16 protein-coding genes and 2 tRNA genes are annotated in these 17,317 nt (G+C 65.3%); 11 read left to right on the top strand and 7 right to left on the bottom strand.

Features of this window, described 5'->3' with window-relative positions; genetic code table 11:
- The first annotated feature begins 59 nt into the window (after window positions 1-59).
- The 9 genes from V6S02_RS04530 (at window position 60) to V6S02_RS04490 (ending at window position 8,496) form a co-directional block, all read left to right on the top strand.
- Entirely contained in the window at window positions 60-1,211 is a 1,152-nt protein-coding gene (locus V6S02_RS04530) for a conjugal transfer protein TrbL (RefSeq protein ID WP_336400012.1), read from the top strand.
- Window positions 1,208-2,671, top strand: coding sequence for an SCO6880 family protein (locus tag V6S02_RS04525; RefSeq protein WP_336400011.1), 1,464 nt, complete (start codon window positions 1,208-1,210; stop codon window positions 2,669-2,671). The genes V6S02_RS04530 and V6S02_RS04525 overlap by 4 nt, the downstream gene beginning before the upstream one ends.
- Before the next feature lie 107 nt (window positions 2,672-2,778).
- Window positions 2,779-3,210 (top strand): hypothetical protein, encoded by a 432-nt coding sequence (locus V6S02_RS04520; protein ID WP_336400010.1) that lies wholly within the window; start codon window positions 2,779-2,781, stop codon window positions 3,208-3,210.
- Complete coding sequence (locus V6S02_RS04515; protein WP_336400009.1) at window positions 3,207-4,700, top strand: ATP-binding protein; 1,494 nt, start codon at window positions 3,207-3,209, stop codon at window positions 4,698-4,700. Before V6S02_RS04520 ends, V6S02_RS04515 begins: the two co-directional genes overlap by 4 nt.
- On the top strand, window positions 4,697-5,287 hold the full coding sequence (locus V6S02_RS04510; RefSeq protein ID WP_336400008.1) for a hypothetical protein: 591 nt from the start codon (window positions 4,697-4,699) through the stop codon (window positions 5,285-5,287). Before V6S02_RS04515 ends, V6S02_RS04510 begins: the two co-directional genes overlap by 4 nt.
- Window positions 5,284-7,056, top strand: coding sequence for a type IV secretory system conjugative DNA transfer family protein (locus V6S02_RS04505; protein ID WP_336400007.1), 1,773 nt, complete (start codon window positions 5,284-5,286; stop codon window positions 7,054-7,056). Before V6S02_RS04510 ends, V6S02_RS04505 begins: the two co-directional genes overlap by 4 nt.
- A gap of 54 nt (window positions 7,057-7,110) precedes the next feature.
- The gene (locus tag V6S02_RS04500) at window positions 7,111-7,539 is read left to right on the top strand and encodes a single-stranded DNA-binding protein (RefSeq protein ID WP_336400006.1); all 429 of its coding nucleotides are present in this window, start codon (window positions 7,111-7,113) and stop codon (window positions 7,537-7,539) included.
- Between the two features lie 7 nt (window positions 7,540-7,546).
- On the top strand, window positions 7,547-8,122 hold the full coding sequence (locus tag V6S02_RS04495) for a hypothetical protein (protein ID WP_336400005.1): 576 nt from the start codon (window positions 7,547-7,549) through the stop codon (window positions 8,120-8,122).
- A 286-nt stretch (window positions 8,123-8,408) separates the two neighbouring features.
- A tRNA-Ile gene (locus V6S02_RS04490) sits at window positions 8,409-8,496 on the top strand.
- Between the two features lie 938 nt (window positions 8,497-9,434).
- Here V6S02_RS04490 and V6S02_RS04485 read toward each other — a convergent pair.
- Together V6S02_RS04485 and V6S02_RS04480 are read right to left on the bottom strand one after the other, a co-directional pair.
- Window positions 9,435-10,571, bottom strand: a complete 1,137-nt coding sequence (locus V6S02_RS04485) for an AAA family ATPase (protein WP_336400003.1) — start codon at window positions 10,569-10,571, stop codon at window positions 9,435-9,437.
- Window positions 10,561-11,385, bottom strand: a complete 825-nt coding sequence (locus V6S02_RS04480; RefSeq protein WP_336400002.1) for a DUF6414 family protein — start codon at window positions 11,383-11,385, stop codon at window positions 10,561-10,563. The genes V6S02_RS04485 and V6S02_RS04480 overlap by 11 nt, the downstream gene beginning before the upstream one ends.
- A gap of 271 nt (window positions 11,386-11,656) precedes the next feature.
- Here V6S02_RS04480 and V6S02_RS04475 point away from each other — a divergent pair, with 271 nt between their 5' ends.
- Both V6S02_RS04475 and V6S02_RS04470 read left to right on the top strand, forming a co-directional pair.
- Window positions 11,657-12,385: a hypothetical protein gene (locus V6S02_RS04475; protein ID WP_336400001.1), complete on the top strand. Its 729-nt coding sequence runs from the start codon at window positions 11,657-11,659 to the stop codon at window positions 12,383-12,385.
- Window positions 12,386-12,461: 76 nt separating this feature from the next.
- The gene (locus V6S02_RS04470) at window positions 12,462-13,850 is read left to right on the top strand and encodes a hypothetical protein (RefSeq protein ID WP_336400000.1); all 1,389 of its coding nucleotides are present in this window, start codon (window positions 12,462-12,464) and stop codon (window positions 13,848-13,850) included.
- Between the two features lie 139 nt (window positions 13,851-13,989).
- On the opposite strand, the gene V6S02_RS04465 is transcribed toward V6S02_RS04470, so the two are convergent.
- The 5 genes from V6S02_RS04465 to V6S02_RS04445 all read right to left on the bottom strand — a co-directional run bounded on the left by V6S02_RS04465 (window position 13,990) and on the right by V6S02_RS04445 (window position 17,305).
- Window positions 13,990-14,958 carry a hypothetical protein gene (locus V6S02_RS04465; RefSeq protein WP_336399999.1) on the bottom strand — a complete coding sequence of 323 codons (969 nt, stop codon included), beginning with the start codon at window positions 14,956-14,958 and terminating at the stop codon, window positions 13,990-13,992.
- A complete protein-coding gene (locus V6S02_RS04460) occupies window positions 14,951-15,226 on the bottom strand; it encodes a hypothetical protein (RefSeq protein WP_336399998.1) in 276 nt (91 codons plus the stop codon). Before V6S02_RS04460 ends, V6S02_RS04465 begins: the two co-directional genes overlap by 8 nt.
- Before the next feature lie 391 nt (window positions 15,227-15,617).
- The gene (locus tag V6S02_RS04455) at window positions 15,618-16,805 is read right to left on the bottom strand and encodes a tyrosine-type recombinase/integrase (protein ID WP_336399997.1); all 1,188 of its coding nucleotides are present in this window, start codon (window positions 16,803-16,805) and stop codon (window positions 15,618-15,620) included.
- Between the two features lie 4 nt (window positions 16,806-16,809).
- Window positions 16,810-17,049, bottom strand: coding sequence for a helix-turn-helix transcriptional regulator (locus tag V6S02_RS04450; protein ID WP_336399996.1), 240 nt, complete (start codon window positions 17,047-17,049; stop codon window positions 16,810-16,812).
- A gap of 182 nt (window positions 17,050-17,231) precedes the next feature.
- Window positions 17,232-17,305, bottom strand: a tRNA-Pro gene (locus V6S02_RS04445).
- Window positions 17,306-17,317 lie beyond the last annotated feature (12 nt).

Here is a 17,317-nt window from a genome sequence, read left to right as displayed (position 1 = left end):
TCTGGGCGGTGTTCGACACGACTACCCTCGTCGACGTCACCGGTGACCAGTACACGCAGGTGTACAACCTGCTTTTCGGCGTCGCGCTGTTCGTCATGCTCGTGTTCTTCTGCCTGCAACTGATCACTGGATTGGCGCATCGCGATCCGACTGCGCTCTCCCGTGCTGCTGTGGGGCTCGGCAAGTCCGTGCTCGGATCGTTCGTCGCAATCGCCCTGACGGCGACGCTGCTGGAGGTCACGGATCAGCTGGCCATCGGGATCGTCCAGGCAACCGGAAACACGATGGAGGGAATGGGCGACAGAATCGCCCTGATGGCCGCCGGGCTGGTCGCGATCAACATCGCGAGCCCCGGCGTCGGCGCGATCATGACGATCTTCCTCGCAGGACTCGCGATCGCAGCCACCGCGATTGTGTGGTTCTCGCTCCTCATCCGCAAAGCCCTGCTTCTGGTGGCGATCGTGTTCGCGCCGATCGCACTGGCCGGATTCTCCTGGGATGCTACCCGCGGCTGGTTCGGCAAGTGGGTGGCGTTCGTTGTGGCCCTCGTGTTCTCCAAGCTCGTGCTTGTCGTCCTCTTCCTCGTCGCGATCAACCAGACCGCGGCGCCGATCGACCTTGATCTCGCCTCCATCAGCGATCCCGTGGCCGGAGTCGTGCTCATGCTCGTCGCAGCCTTCGCGCCATACATGACCTACAAGTTCATCTCGTTCGTCGGCGTCGATATGTACCACGCGATGTCGACCGAACAGGAGGCTAAGGGAGCGCTGAATCGGCCCGTCCCGGTGCCGGTTAGCCCCGCGACTGCGAAGTCTGCGAAGTCGATTCTCGACGGAGGTGGCACCTCGAGCGGGTCGGCGGCCCCGGTGGCAACGAGCGCCGCCGGCAGCGCCACCGGATCGGGTGCCGGCGCGGGAGCGTCTGGGGCAGCAGCGTCAGGCGCAGGAACTTCAGGAGCTTCGGCGGCCGCCGGCCCGGCCGCCGCAGTCATCGTAGGCGGTCAGGTGGTCGGCAAGGCTGCGTCCGCCGGACCCAAGCTCGGCAACGCCACCGGATCAGCAGCCATGGGACACGCCGAGGTTGCCATTCCGGCAGACATACCACCTGCACCGACAGGCTCGCCGGCTGCCGGGCAACCGATCCCACAGCCGCGCGCACCGAACCCGCCCCCGCGACCGATCCCCACTCCGCGCGAAAGGACGACAGCATGACAGCGAACAACCCCCCGCGCGCGAACCAGCTGCACCCGGTTCAGTTCTCCCGTCTGTCCAAGCGAGGCGTGATGCTCGGCCTCTCGATGGCACAGCTCGTGACGCTCGCCATCGGACTGATCGCGTTCACCAGCGCCGTGTACCTGGGCGGCGGCATCCTCTTCGGCCTCACGTCACCGATCTGGATGACAAGCGTCGCTCTTGCCTTCGTCCCCGTGGGTGGTCGGAAGCTCATTGAATGGGTGCCGATTTCAGTGCGCTGGGTGTGGCGAAGCGTCGGCGGCCAGCTGCGATTCCGCGCGGACTTGGTCAAGCCGCGCCCCGCGGGCACGCTCGCACTCCCTGGCGACGCCGCCGCGCTCCGAGAGTGGGTCGACCCCGAGACGGGCGCCGCCATGATCCAAGACCCTCACGCTCAGACCCTGACGGCGATCGCCGGCATCACGCATCCTGCTTTCGTTCTTCTCGACAGCGGCGAACAGGAGCGTCGGGTGGCCGGCTGGGGGCGAGTGCTCGCGACGGTCTGCCGGTCGGGCCGCATCGCGCGCGTGCAGATCTCCGAGCGCACCGTGCCCACCTCCGGAAGCGGTCTCGCCGAATGGTGGGCCCGGCACGGCATCGACGATGATTCCTGGCCAGCGGTTACCTACAAGGAGCTCATTGAGCGCGCCGGCCCCGCAGGCGAACGACACGATACGACAGTCGCCCTCGCGCTCGACATGCGCGCGGCGGCCCGCCAGATCCGCGCCGCCGGGGGTGGCATGAAGGGGGCCGCGAGCGTCCTGCGGCAGGAGATGACGACTTTCGCGGCGGCACTGCGGGCAGCCGATCTGACGCCCACAGGCTGGCTCAGCCCAGGCGAAGTCGCGGTCGTACTGCGCTCCGCATACGATCCCGCCGCTGCTCCCGCTCTGGAGCGACACGGCGACATCGGCAGGTCCCTCGCAACGGCTGGACCCATCGCGGTCTCCGAAAACTGGGACCGGCTTCGTACCGACTCGGCCCACCACGCGGTTCTCTGGATCTCGGAGTGGCCGCGGTCACAGGTGTACCCCGGCTTTCTCTCCCCCTTGCTGCTGACCTCCGGCATCCAACGCACATTCACCCTGACGTGCACGCCTGTCCGAGCCGACCTCGCCGCGCGGGACATCAGGAGAAAGAAAGTGGGGCTTCTCTCGGATGCCGCGCAGCGGGCGAAGGTCGGGCAGATCGAGGATGCCGCGCGCACCGCCGAATACAACGACGTCGTGCAGCAAGAGTCAGATCTCACGGCTGGTCACGGCGTGCTGCGCTTCACCGGGCTCGTCGCAGTGTCGGCGCCGAGCGTTGACGAGCTGGATGCCGCAGTCGCGGCGATCGAGCAGGCCGCCGTGCAAGCTGCCTGCGAAACACGGAGGCTCGTGGGTCAGCAGGCGCAAGCGTTCACCGTCGCCGCGCTGCCCTTGTGCCGAACCGTATGACGCGCGGGGACACCTCGCGCACCTGACTGACGACTTCTGTTTCAAGGGGACACGCAATGCCTACATTTCAGGATCCTGTCGTCGATGGCGAGGAAGCGTGTCACGCATTGCGCGCTCTCGCGCACGCCACGCGCACGTTCGATGACCCGGCACAGACCTACGAGGTAGTCGGGGATCTGCTGGGCGGCCTGAGATCGCTCGAACAGGTGCTCGATCAGCTCGCGTTCGCGCACACCAGCTCGGACGCGATCGCCCGAACTGACGACGGCGATCACTGGGCCGGGGTGGAGGAGGCCCATGCAGCCGCCCTCGCGCTGCGCCGTGCGTCGACGCTTGTCGCTCGAGCCGGCCTGGCCCTGGATCGGGCATCTCAGCACTCGGGCCGAATTGCATGGAGCTCCTCCTCCTCCGCCGCGCCGCCGGTCTCGGAATCGCTCGCGCCCCGCGTCAATCCGAACGACTCGTTTCAGCGCCCTGACCACTTCGCCTTCCAAGGGTCTGGTGCGAGAGTTCACCGCCGCAACGGGATGTCGCTGTGAACGCGCAAGGGGGTGAGCGCATACACACCACAACGCTCGTGGACCCGGCAGGCGAACGCAGGAAGGAGCGTCGCGCCAGACGAAAGGCATCCCAGCGTCTCAGTGCCGCCACCCGCGCTGCCACCACCACATCCGACCGTGCCGAGGCCGAAGCACAGCGCGCGGATCTACGCGCGACGGCTTACCTGCCCGCCGTCGGGGAGTCGCGGCCCGCCGCGCTGCGAACCCCCGGCCGCCTGCGGATACCGCGCCACCAGGACACCAGTGCGACCCTTGCCGGAGCGTACCCGTTCCTCGCCGAAGGCGGACTCGGCTCGCAAGGTGTCTTCGTCGGCCAGGACCTGTACTCCGGCGCGTCGTTCGTCTACGACCCGTGGGTGCTCTATTCACGTGGAATGATCACTGCGCCGAACATCGTCCTAGCCGGGATCGTGGGGTCCGGCAAGTCGTCACTCGTGAAGAGCCTCTACACGCGCTCGATCCCCTTCGGCCGCCGCGTCTACGTGCCTGGCGACCCCAAGGGCGAACACACTGCCGTGGCGGAAGCCGTCGGTGGGCAGGCGATCGTGCTCGGGCATGGCATGGCGAACCGACTCAACCCGCTCGATGAAGGCCACCGCCCATCCGGAGTCTCCGACGAGACCTGGTCCGGTCAAGTCGCCTCTCGTCGCCGTGACCTCATCGGGGCCCTGACCGAAACGGTGCTCGAACGACCACTCAGCCCGCTGGAGCACACCGCGATCGACCTTGCTCTCGCGGATACTGTCCGCTCCTGCGAGACCCCGATCCTGCCGATGGTCGTGGAACGCATCCTCTCTCCGGACGCATCTCAGCAAGCCGACCGCCGCCTCGCCGAGGACGGCAGGGTCGTGGGGCACGCACTCCGTCGGCTGGTCGCCGGAGATCTCGCCGGCCTGTTCGACGGTCCCAGCACCGTCACCTTCGACCCGAGCCTGCCGATGATCTCGCTCGACCTGTCGCGCGTTGCCGAGAATACGACGCTCGTTTCCGTCCTCATGACGTGCTCGTCCGCTTGGATGGAATCCGCGCTCCTCGACCCTCACGGTGCGCAGCGTTGGGTCATCTACGACGAAGCCTGGCGCCTCATGTCGCATCCCGCCCTTCTGCGACGAATGGACGCTCAGTGGCGACTCGCCCGCCACTACGGAATCGCGAACCTGCTCGTCTTCCACAAGCTCTCCGACCTCGACAACGTCGGCGACCAGGGCTCCGCGATGCGCGCGATCGCCTCCTCCCTCCTCGCCAACGCGGAGACCCGAATCATCTACCGGCAGGAAGCGGACCAACTCGGAGCGACTGCGACCGCGCTGGGCCTCACGGGCACCGAGCAGAGCCTGCTGCCCGGCTTGGCAACTGGTCAAGGTCTCTGGCGCATCAAGGACCGAAGCTTCGTGGTTCAGCACCAATTGCACCCCGCGGAGTTTGCAGCATTCGACACGACGAGCCGGATGACGGAGGGCGTGAGATGACGACAGCGCACGCATTACGACGATCCACCGACGCGATCCACGTGCCGGCGGTCCTTCCCGTAATCACCATGACGATCTCGGCGGACGGCACGATGACCGTCGCCGTGGATGGGACGCCGTTCGAACGGCCTCGGTTCGGGGCACCCTGGGCCCGCGCGTCCTTTGCGGAAGTCATAGACGCGGTCCTGCTCGCTCACGGGTCGCCGGTGCGGGTCGTCGTCCACGAGGCAGACGGCACAGTCTTCACCGACCTCATCACCCGGCCACTGCAGGGCTCGGTCGCCCCGAGTGCGCCGTCGCAGGTCCGGGACGGAGGGTCGAGCGCTCCGGCGGAGCCACTGGCCGCACCCGCAGCACTCATCGATGCGACGCCCGTGATCGAGCCGCCTCGCGTTGTCTGCGGCGAAGAGGGTTTCCTCCCGGGCGAAGACGTAGCCCTAGCGATCATCGTGCGTCACATCAAGGCTTCTGCGGACGGATCCGCTCGAGCGTTGCTGGAACCGGGGCTCTGTCGCATGACCGCCGAGGGCGAGATTGTCCTCGTGGGGAGAATCTCCGGCACGTGTGTTTTCGGGATCGTCACATGACGGGTCCCCACGGTGTCGGTGTCTCCGGTCCCGACGGGCTGACCAACGTCGCGTTGCTCGCTCTCGGCGGGGCCGTTGCGATCGCCGGCATCCTCCGTGTGGGCGGCAATCTCGCCGCCTTCGTATCAGGAGCGGAGCAGCCGACAGGTGGTCTGGCCGCGGGGCTCGGTGTCTTCGGCTCCCCCGCTGACCCGGGGGCGGCACTCGGATCTCCTGGGCTCAACGCCGTGGCGTACTGGGCTGTCGTCGTGGCGTTCGTGGCGCTGCTCAGCGTTTCGGGGTGGTGGGTCTGGCGCGTCATCCGAAACCACACTCGTCACGCCAGCTCCGACCCGAACCGGATTGCTGGGATCGCGACGTCGGGCGACGTGCGCCGCGCTGCCTCCGATCACGCGTTGCTGAAGCGCGCTGCCCACCTTCGCGCGTCCGTCGACAAGCCGCGATCCGAGGAAGTCGGCTATCTCGTGGGCGTGGCACGAGGAACGAAGGTGTGGACGTCGGTCGAGGATTCGATCCTCGTGATCGGCCCTCCCCGGTCGGGCAAGGGCGCCCACATCGTCATCAACGCGATTCTCGACGCGCCAGGCTCGGTCGTCACGACCTCCACCAGGCCGGACAACCTCACGACCACCATTCGCTCGCGCATGAGACGGGGGCCGGTCGCCGTGTTCGATCCGCAGCATCTTGCTCCGGGCGTACCGGCGGGCTTGCGGTGGTCGCCGGTACGGGGTTGCGAGCTCCCACTAACCGCGATGATTCGCGCCGCGGGACTCGCAGCAGGTACAGGCCTGTCGAGCGTTGGGGTGGAGAACGGCGGCTTCTGGGAGGGCAAAACCCGTACAGCCCTTCAGTCGCTGCTGCACGCCGCGGCGCTCGACGGCCGCTCGCCTAGTGAGCTCTTTCGCTGGACGCTCGACCCGGCCGCGGCGAAGGATGCCGTCGCGATCCTCACATCCAACCCTGCCGCCGCGACGGGATGGGCCGAGTCGCTTGAGGCAATGATCGACGCCGACCCACGCACGCGCGACTCGATCTGGCAGGGCGTCTCCCTGGCGTTGGCGGCTCTGGCTGACCCTCGTGTTCTCGATGCGGTCAGCCCGAGCGAGGACGAGCAGTTCGATCCGGAGACCTTTCTCCGACGCAACGGCACCCTGTACCTTCTCGCGACGGGCGCTGGCGCCGGCGCTTCCTCCTCCCTCGTCGCCGCGCTGGTCGAAGACCTCGTCGAAACCGCGAGGCGCGTTGCCGCGAGATCCCCAGGCGCCCGCCTCGACCCCCCGCTGCTTCTCGCGCTGGATGAAATCGGCAACCTTGCCCCTCTGCCGTCGCTGCCTGTCCTGATGGCCGAAGGCGGGGGCACAGGTGTCACCACGATGCCGGTGCTTCAGTCGCTCGCGCAGGCCCGTCAGCGGTGGGGCGACAACGCAGCCACGGCGATCTGGGACGCGAGCATCGCCAAGATCGTGCTCGGTGGCGCCTCAGGGTCTCGAGACCTCCAAGACATCGCCACCCTGATCGGCGACCGCGACGAGGCCACCGACTCGATCACCATCGGTGAACGCGGCATGCGCTCCAACCAGCGATCGACGCGCCGCGTTCCGATCATGCCGCCCGACGTGATTCGCACGCTGCCGTATGGCACGGCGCTCCTCCTGCTGAGGTCGGCGCCACCAATCGTCACGCGCATGCGCGAATGGACCGCCCGCCCCGACGCCGCAGACCTCCGTGCCGATCGGGCTCACGTCGAAGAACAACTGCGGCGGGGATAGGCGGCGCACCTACCAGGTGATGGCCGACCTGCGGCCCTTCGGTAGGAGCATCCGATGACTATCCACACCCAGCAGTCTCTCTCCGGGTTCATCGCGTCGCAGCCCCAACTCGCATTCAACGCGAAAGGCGAAGCGCGCCTCTGGGTGCGCATCGGACAGGAGCACTTCGAACGCAAGGAAGACGGCACCTTCACCCAGACGGAGACCACGTATCACGACCTCGTCATGTTCCGGCGCAACGCGGAACGGGCCTACGCGATGTTCAACAAGGGAGACGTATTCATCGCCGAGGGCTACACGCACACCTCGACGCGGGAACGCGACGGCGAAATCGTCGAGACCGAGGAGTTCGTCGCGAAGCGCCTCGGCCACGACTCCGCGCGCACGAACTACATCCTGCAACGCCGCCGCAACGCGCTTCCGGCGATGGCGGCATCCGCCCCATCGACGGCAAAGCCGGCGGTCCGACCTGTGGCTATCTGAGCGACTGATGACCGCCGACGAGCCCTTGCACTTTCCGGGTTACGAGTTCGAGCCACCGACGCCGGACGGCCCTGAGGGTGAGGTCGATGGCCTCCCGAGCGTGCCCCGCCCGGTGAACTGGAACGTGCTCACTTCGGATCGAGCGGCATTCGAGTGGGTCGAGCTCGACAGGTGGGTGAACTGGCTGCGACGCACCTACGGACTCGGACCGTCGATCGTCCCGCCGCTGTGGCATCGCCACTGGGAGCTGGTTTGGGAACTGTCTGCCTTGCACCTGCACTGGCTCTGCGCCTACGACGAGGAGCAGCATGGCTCCGCTCCCCTCGGCTGGCACCGGGACTTTGCCGAGGCGCGCGAGCGCCTGCACGACTGGGTCGCCGCCTGCGGGTCACGCCTCGACCGCGACAGAGCTACACGTCACACCGCTTGGCCCGGGGAGGATCCGGCACCGTCGGTCGAAGAGATCCCCATCGAGGACCGGTCGGCCGACTTTCGCAGGTTCGTCGTCGAAGACGTCGCGCGCCGGCGGGCCGTGGAGGATGCGTTCATGGCTGCAGCTGACGATTCGCATCATCACCCCTGAACCCCGCTCGGTTGGGGTTGGCGAGTGCTGCCCGTTTAACCGAGCATCACCGCGCATGTGGGCGTGCGGGTCATGCGATCGAAACTGGGGTCTCTGATCGAGACCGTTGCGAACCTCGCACCCCTGGCCCAACTCATCGTCGGGCTCGCGCGCTGATCGACCGGCTTGCGCGCCGCAAGGACGCGCGGCGGGAGAGCGTAGGTCTGGCATAGTTAGAGATCCACCGCACAAGCGGAGGCACCTCGCTGGCGGATATGTGGACTGCACCCACCGCGCAGCGTGCCACGGAGGCATGGCTCGAGCGGCCTAAGGCGCCCGACTGATAATCGGGTGGCGGTGCAAGTCGCCCGCGGGTTCGAATCCCGCTGCCTGGGCCGCTCGCCAGCCCGCCGGCGATCGCAAGGTACTGATCATGCGTAGCTAGGCGGCTGGCGAAGCGCCGGGCTGATGCGGGTCCACGCTCTGGCCGCGACAGAGTGCTTGGCTCTTGGTGCGCCGCGGAGCGCCTGCTCGAGGTTCCAGGCGCTGCGCTCCTCATCAGGGTGCCAGGAAGCAGCACTCGCCCTACGAGTGGCCCAACCGGCGCCCACATACCCACATCGCCGAGTCCAACCAGGGGGCGGCGCATCAGGGGGTTTAGTGGATACAGCTCGACGTCCCGATCCCGATTTTGGGCGCTTGTCGTAGGACCTTTCCTCCTTCGCCAATTCGGCGACCGGCGCCGTCAACTATTGAACCAACCGCTCGACGTCTCCACGCGGCGTGTGCGGCTCCGTCCGAGGATCGGAGTAGACAGAATCTAGGCGGGCGGGGTCCCATCGACCGTCGTTGCTGTTCACCCAAGCGCAAGAACGAAGGACGCCCCTATCGCTTCCACAACCGAGATCCCTAGTACATCGCGCCAGGGATAGACGGATCCGAACGACTCATCCTCGGACAGACTGACCGCACGGTCCACTCCGGGAGCAGTGGGATCCGCCACCACATCTGATCGTGCACGAGCGGGCCGATCGCCGCGCTGAGCGTCGGCTTGGAAGGTTCGACGAAGACCCGGTGGTGTAGCTGCGCGAGGCGCCGTATGTCATCCGGAGTCGCGGTGGCGCTGCGAAACTCAGTTCCCCGCACAACCGACTCTCGCGCGATTGCCGCTGCCACCCACGGCGGGAACGCGCGCACATCCTCGAATCCGTTGAAGTTCGGCTCTGCGCGCACCGCCATGGGGGCGAGGACGGGAAGGATCTGCGAGGGGCGATACTTTCTAACCGCTTGCGTGAATGCTGAATAGTTCGGTGGCGGGAAGAAGGGCTGGGATTCATTCGGGGTTCGCCACTCCGCCCAGCAGCGCCTCGACCAACAGCAGGGAGATGACCTCACTGACGAGTTTGCCAAGTCTGCGAACATTCGCACCGTCGCGCGCCAGGATATCCAGGCGCTGCTTGACGTTCTCGGGATCAAGAACTTCTCGCTCATTGCTGTCCAGCTTGTCGAACTGGCGATCGACGAGGTCGCTGATCACAGTACGAACTTCGCTCGCTGACAGTGGCTGGAACGGAATCAATGCATCGAACCGTGAGTGGAGCGCGTCGCCGAGCGCGCTTCGAATCTCCTCTTCAGACGCATAGTTGGAGGTGCAGATGATAAGCGCTCGCCCGACATCGACGCTGTAGTTCTTGTCCTCGAAGACACCACCGTCGAAGAACTGGTAGAACGCGCTGTGGAAAACCGCCGCCGCCTTGTCAAACTCGTCAATGAGTACGACGCCAGATTCTCTGTCCAGCAGATCTCGCGCGAAGGAAGCCTCCGAGTGGCGACCGCCAAACAAATAGGACGCGAAGTTCTCGCTATGGAACATCGAGAACTGCTTCCGCATCAGCTCGCCGCCGAGGAGACCGTTGACGAACTGAGCAGTCTCAGTCTTCCCGACCCCGGACGGTCCATAGAACATAATGACCACGGGCTTGTCGCGATTCGACCTCGTCAGCGGATAGAGAGATGCAAGAAGCGCCTCCCGCACCTCGGATTGGCCGACAAGGTGACTGGCGAACCCATCCCTAAGATCCGCGAGGGTCTGTCGGGTGGCTGTCGGGTACTTATATCGCTTGACTGCTGTGTCCGGGAAGGCGCGGACGAGGTGAGTCCGGATCTGTTCCGGCGGATTGTGGAGATCGAGCCTAACGGGGTTTAGCGTTCTGATCAGCCCCGGGAAGTTTGAGATGACATGCTCGTTCAGGCTTGCATAGTCACCCGACTTCGCGACGAGGCGCGGGGGGCGTTCGATCGGGTTGCGACTTGCCGGCTCGACACCGTCCTGCACGATACGGAACTCCCGGCGTTGCTCGTCATGCTGGAACACCGCCTCGAGAAGCCCGTCACCTTCGCTTTCTTCGACCTTCCTTTCGAACCACGAGAGGGGGCCGTAGTAGATGGTGATCTTCGTCTTACGCGGCATATTCGACGCCAGCCAAGAGCACGTCATAGACGTCCAAGCGATCGTCCGCTACCGCGGGAGATTCCATGCGGACGATTTGCCGGGCGGAGATCTCAGCAGGCCGAGTGGGCGCCGCGGGGGACATTTCCGCCTGCATGGTGAGGCTTGCCTGTGATGCCCTGCCGACGCGGACGCCGTGAAAGACAAGGTCCATACGCCCAAGGTCAGCAAGCCCATAGTTGTTGCGAAACGCCTGGATGTTGAAGCGAAGGATGTACTTGGCGCCTCTGTCGTCGTTCGCGACCAATTCGTAGTAGCCCTTGGCGGCTTCGAGCGCATCATCCAGCGCTGCGAGATTCATGGGGAGCTCGTCCGTCTTCAGCATTGCCATGTACGGGGTGAACATCTTCATCCAAGCCGCAGAGTCCTTGCGAGCTGCAACGCGCAGACCAGGAAGCCGTTCGACCCCACGCAACGTCTCGAGCTTCCCCAGGTAGTCAGTGAGGATCGTGTTGGAAAGCGTCTTGTTGAGGATGCTTTTCCCAAGAGCCGAAGCGCTAGCGGCTGCGCCGATCTCAGCGGAGCCGCCAAAGAACGGCAACCAGTTGAACTTGGCAGCCGCCTTGGCGCTCGCGCTTGCTTCAACCTCGGCTGCTCGTTCCCGCGTCTGCTCGCTCGCCGTCGCCACCTTGCCGCCGGCCGCGATGTCAAGCGGTCGGATGCTGATTCCTCGTCGAAATAGACCACCTTGACGAGTGTGTAAGATTCGCTGGCCGCGTCTACCAATTGCCGACTCCCCCGTGCTTGAGCTATCAGGTCCCGTAGAGCTGCGCATTCCTTGCCGCCGCCGACCTGGAACCGTTTCTCAATCTACTGATGGGCAGCGACACCTCAACCGCCCACCGGACTACGACACCCATCTTTCGAGGCGACCGGGTCGCGGGGATTTCTGACGGCGTTCACTCGACCCGCCGCGATCGCTTCTCCTCGGCTGGCTGGCAATAGTTCGGTCGCGCAGGGACGGGACGATGCGGGCAATCCCCCGCATCGGCGCTTGCGAGGGCGCAATACACCGTCGTCATGTGGACCTCTGCCACCATGTCGCCATGGGGAAGCAGTTTGACGACGACCTGACCCTGCTACAGGGCACGCATCTGATCCAGGAGTCCGATTCTGCAAAGCATCTGCTGGCGTATGGCATTCGAGCGCTCCGAACGGCGGCGTTCATCGAGACGACTCGCGACCCGATCATGACGATGCTCTCGATCGGGGTAGAGAAGATGCTGAAGCTCGGTTTGGGACTGAACCACATGGCAGCAACTCGCGTCTGGCTTCCGCTGTCTGTGCTCAAGAACGACTACAGACACAATCTCATCAGGATGGAGGAGCTTCTGCGCGAGGCGATCCGAGCCAACGTCGGTCGTGCGACTCATCCCTACTATGTGAACGAAGCGCTTGCCGCCGTCGACCACGACCCGGTGTGGCCCTCGCTCGTCATCGCGCTAAACCGATACGGGCAGGAGGGAAGGTTCTACTTCCTCGACGCGCTTGCGGATAATCCTCAGCGTGAGCCCAGCCCTCAGGCATTCTGGGATGCTGCCGAGCGCGTCGCGCTTGAGAATGATCCCGAACTCAACGAGCTCTTCAACCGCATGATCAGCGACTACTCCCTCTCAGAGAGGTTCTACCGACGGCTCAACGAACGTGCCGCGGATAGCTTGCAGCGGTTCTGGGATCTAGTTGCCATGGCAGGCGTTCAGGGCGTACTTGGGGATCGTGGCAAGGGATGGGGACACGATTTCAAACTCATCGGGCGTCAGGTCGCCGGCGAATGAGCGAGCGCGCGGCAAGGCGTCAGAGCGGGCTCCTAGCGATGGTTCGCCGGGCTGACATCAACTCGGAGGCGGTGCAATGAGCACGATGCGATCGCGTATGCCACTTGGAACCAAGATGGCGGGTCTTGTCGCCGACCAGACGGAGGGCGCGCCGTGGCTATCAGGCGAACTGACGATCGGCGCCATCGAGGGGATTCACCTGGAGATTCCCTTTGTTCATAGTCCCGACGGTGAGCAGTTCGAAGCCGCGCGACGATGGTTTCGAGAGAAATCCGGACCCCCGCATCTCGCGTTCCAGGCGCCTGGACACAGCGTCGGACTGTACGGATGCACCTACACCTGGGGAAGCATCGGAACTGGGGCGTCTGTCGTGCGGGTGCACGCAAAAGCGGCAGTGCTCCGCGCCTCCCTAGAGGTTGACGAGCGGCTCCGCGCGATCGGCGTCACCTCGCTAATTGACGGCCTCCAGGAGTGGACGAGGTTGAGTTCCGTGTCCGTGCGCGTGGATGCCGATGCCCACCACTCGTCTGGGCCGCGCGCTTCCATCAACGTTGCCGCCAAGCCAGGCCCAAGCTGGCGCGATAGAACTCTCGAGCTGTCCCTCTCCACGCGATGGCTCATTCCACAGGGTCGCTCCCCGCTCTCGATACACGATGACGTAGCCCTTCGTTCGGTGGCAGAGCATGCAATGCCGATAGACCAGCACCTCGATGCGCATCGTACGATTCGCGATCTTGTCAGTCTCGTTTTCGGCGCTCCATGCCACTACCGCGGACACGAGTTGACGCACCCTGACTTCGTACCGACTGCCTTCGCGCCGCCAGAGGATCCAGACGCCCCACGCGCACTTGCAGCCGAGTTCTTCCACCACACGACCATCGCGGATGAGGCCGCCCCTCAACCAGAAAGCCACGCCTTCCTGAATCCGATCATTCAGTTTGACGAAGTCGGGGCATCGGGACTCGAAGGGTGGACGGCCACCTGTCGACGCAGCCCCCGTGCCGTCGCGCTCACGGTCGGCCTCCTTCGACGACAACCAGTCATCGAGGACTTGCTCGTCAACTCGTGCATGGCGATCGAGGCATTGGGGCGGACCCTGACGTCGAGCGAGGGCGAAGAGCATACGCTGAACCGTGGCAATCCCACGTTCACCACGTACGCATTCCGGTGCCTTGATCGCGCGGGGTTCACGGCCGACACCTTTGGGGTGCCGCTCCACCGTGTTGCCCGCGCGGTTGGCCGCCGATACGCGGACACCAAGCACCCCAACACAACGGAACTCCCAGACTCGATGGAGACCCTCGTGGTGGCTCAGATCGCCTTCCTGGCAATGCGAGTCTGCCTCGTGACATTCGCGTCCAGTACGGGTTCGATTATGGATAGGCGCGGCATCAACCGAGACATCGCCTACTGTTCAAGCCGAGCGTCGGGGTTGGGTATCGACCTCGCACGCCTGCTGGGGTGACGGTTGGGTCACTTGGGGCTGATACGCGCAGTAGGTACCCCGCTGATCCGGCTTGCGAGCCCGCGAAGGAACCCCGATCGCGCGGACACGGCCCCGCACCCGACGTGCCCTCGTCGCGCAGTGCCCGGTAGGGGATCGATCAAAGCGCGATGTCGGGTCGCTGTTGGGCGTATTCAGTCGTGAGCCAGCGAAAGATCATCAGCGATGATGTCGGGGAGGCTGCGTTGGCGCGGAGATAGCCTCGGCTTGCGAACTCGAGAGCCTGACGACGTGGCTCCGTGTAGACGTCGAGCGGCAGCATCCCGCCACGGAAGCGCGCGCGGGATACCTCGGCGACCCTCGCCCGCAACTCGACCTCATGATCGGCGAAGTACTCCTCGGCGATCGTGAGGATCTCGCGCACGACACGTCGGTTCTCCGAACGCGCCTGCCACGCGTGCACCAGATCCGGAGGAGTCGCCTCGTCCTGATCTCTGATTTGGGCGATGTCCTCACCGGTCCGCTTCTGCGCGAAGAATGCGTCCGCCGCGGCATCGTTGTGACGTCGCTCTGGCGCGTGAACCCGGTGAAGCTGTCGCTCGGGCAGGCCGGCACGTGCGCGGCGGCGCTGCAGGCGCCTTGCCTCGTTCTCGCGCTCACGGTGGGTCGCGCGTTGGTCAGGAGTGGGCGACCATGCAGGGGCGCGGCCGGCACCACGGGCACGGTCGACCGCGCGGCGTCGCGCCTCGTTCGCCTTCTCTGGGTCAGCAGCCTCACGTGCCCGCCGGCGCTCAGCGATCGCTTCGCGATTGCGGTAGTAGTAGTCGCGCTGCGCCTGCTTGTACGTCTCCGGGTGCTTCTGCTTGTACCGCTCGCGCGCCTGCTGGCGTTCCTCCGGGTGTTCCCTGGCCCAGACCTTTGCGCGATCGATCCCCTTCTGGCGGCGCGCCTTCTCCTCCCGCTCACGTTGAGCACGGTCACGCTCCCGCTCGCGGTTCTTCCGGCGGATGTCCTCGCGATTCCGCTCACGGTATTCCGCGTAGTAGGTCGGGTGCGCGTCGTTCCATGCCTTCCGCTGTGCGGCCAGGCGCGCTGCCCGCTCGTCGTCGCTCGGCCGCGCGTCACTCATGGTGGTCCACTGCGAGAACGCCGTCGAGCTCCACGAGCGCCGTGAACAACTCCTCGCGCGTCGCGGTCGGGTCGGTAATCGCTAGTGCGAAGAGCGCGCGCATCCGTTCCCGCTCTGCGTCGGACACGTCACCGAGCCGTACGAGACACCATTCGATGTCGTCGGCGAGGCTGTAGCTCGGATCATCCACCTCGATGCCGGGGTAGTACATGAACGCGAGCACAGCCACGTGCTCAAGGACGGCGTCAGCGCGCTCACGATCGCTCATGCCAGAAAGGTGCGCGCCCAGCGCCCACAGTCCGCACAGCGATGTCGGCTGGTCGGTCTACTGTCATACATGTTCGGCCGGAGGAGGAAGCTCAATGGTCGAACCGAGCCGATGGCACCCGCTCCTCGCAGCGCAGGAAGGTCCCCCCGGCACGTGGAGCTTGGTCGACGGCTTCGGCCGGGTTTACGGCACCATCGAACTCCGTCGAGTGAACGCCACTGAGGTTCGCTACCGTGCCAGCTTCCGGGACGACGTCATCGGCTGGTCAAACACCCTCCGACTCGCGTGCGAGCGGGTGCACGCCGAGTTCCTGCGGAACCACGGCCCGAATGGAGGACCGATCGCGAGTTGGGGCACGACGAAGCAAGTGCAGTGAGCACGGGCCTCCTGCTCACGTCGGCTGATCCTTGGCGAACGCGCGGTCGAGCATCGCGGCAGTGGAGGGGTTCACTATCTCGTTCCGCCGAATGTAGTGCTGGACGGTGATCTTGGGATCCGTGTGGCCCAACAGCTCTGCAGCAAGCTCCACACCCGCCTGTTCGTTGATCGCGGTCGCGACCGTGCGGCGGAATGCGTGGGGTGTGACTCCCGAAATTCCGACCATCTCCATAACTCGTCGAAGCTGGCGCCGCACATTGTTCGTCGTCAACGGGGTGCCCTCCCGGCTGCAGAAGAGCAGCGCGTCGAGCGACGGATCGCTGAGACTCGCCAAACGCCGACGGACTGCCTCGGCCGTGAACGTCGGAATCGCGATAGTGCGTCGCGACTTCGCGGTCTTCGGGTGATCCTGCCGCTGGGTCGGCTCACCTTTGTTGCTGACGATCGTGCCTGCGATGCGAATCGACGGCACCGCGCTCGTGATGTCAACATCACGACGTCGAATCGCGAGCACCTCGCCGATTCGGGCGGATGTGCCGAGCATGACCTCGACGATTCCACCGAGCTGTCCATCCGGCTTCGGCCCTGAGATCGCACGACCGCTCTCCCACACGGCGATCGCCGTGCGGATCGCCGTCACCTCAACCGGCGTGAGTGCGTCGGGCGTGGTTGTCTGCCGATTCAGTCGAGCGACATGGTCCATCGGATTACGCGACAGGACCTCGTGACGGACAGCGAGGCCGAACGCCAGGCGAAGTACCACGCGCGCGTGCTTTGCTCGGCTGTAGCTCCGCTTGTTCAGCTGCTTGAGGAGTTGATCGCAGCGCGCGACGCCAATTTCACGCAGCGTCAGATTGCCGATCGCAGGCAAAACGAGGGTTCGCATATTGCGCTCGTACAGCTGCCGTGTCGTCGTGGAGAGACGACCCTCCTGATCCAGGTCTTCAAGCCAGTAGTCCACGAGATGTGAGAACAGGCTGTCGGGCGTGAGCGTCGTTGTGCTGGGCTGGAACAAGCTCCGCGTTGAGAGCTTCACTTTCAGTGCGCGCTCGGCCAGCGCGCGAGTTTCTGCGGTGACCTGTACGAGCCTGGTGCGGCCATCCCAATCGCGATATCGAACTCGGGCAATCACTCGACCGTGTTCGGCGGCGAGGAACCCAATCTCGCCGGACGTGCCGATCGCGAGGCGCGCGCGGCTCATCGTGTCACCGCGAGGCGGCGGACGGCGGGCTGTCCGTCTCCCTGTGCGCGGCCACCCAAGCCCGCACATCCGCGGCCGCGAACGTCAGATGCTTCCCGTAGCGATGCGCGAGAGGCGCCTGCCCCTTTGTCCGCCACTCGTAGATGGTCGACACAGGGACGCGAAGATAGGCCGCGAGCTCGTTGATATTGAGGAGTCTTTCCAGCCCCCAGAGCTCGAGCGTCAGGTTGTCTACCGCGTCCATGCCTACTAGGTGCGCAGTTCGTCGCCCCAGCGTTCGGAGGTAACCGGAGCGAAGTCGAGTCAGTCGAGGCTTCGCGCCGCGACAGGGCGCCAGAGCGGTCAATTCGATGGCATTGCGATGACGTGGTCAAGTTTCACCAACTAAGAAGTCCCGGGAACCCTTAGGTTCCCGGGACTCTCCGGTCGGGATGACAGGATTTGAACCTGCGACCCCTTGACCCCCAGTCAAGTGCGCTACCAAGCTGCGCCACATCCCGATGTCCCCGCCG

The sequence above is a fragment of the Microbacterium sp. CCNWLW134 genome, assembly GCF_037083565.1.
In the GTDB taxonomy this organism is placed as follows: Bacteria; Actinomycetota; Actinomycetes; order Actinomycetales; family Microbacteriaceae; genus Microbacterium.
This window is presented reverse-complemented; position numbering and strand designations above follow the sequence as displayed.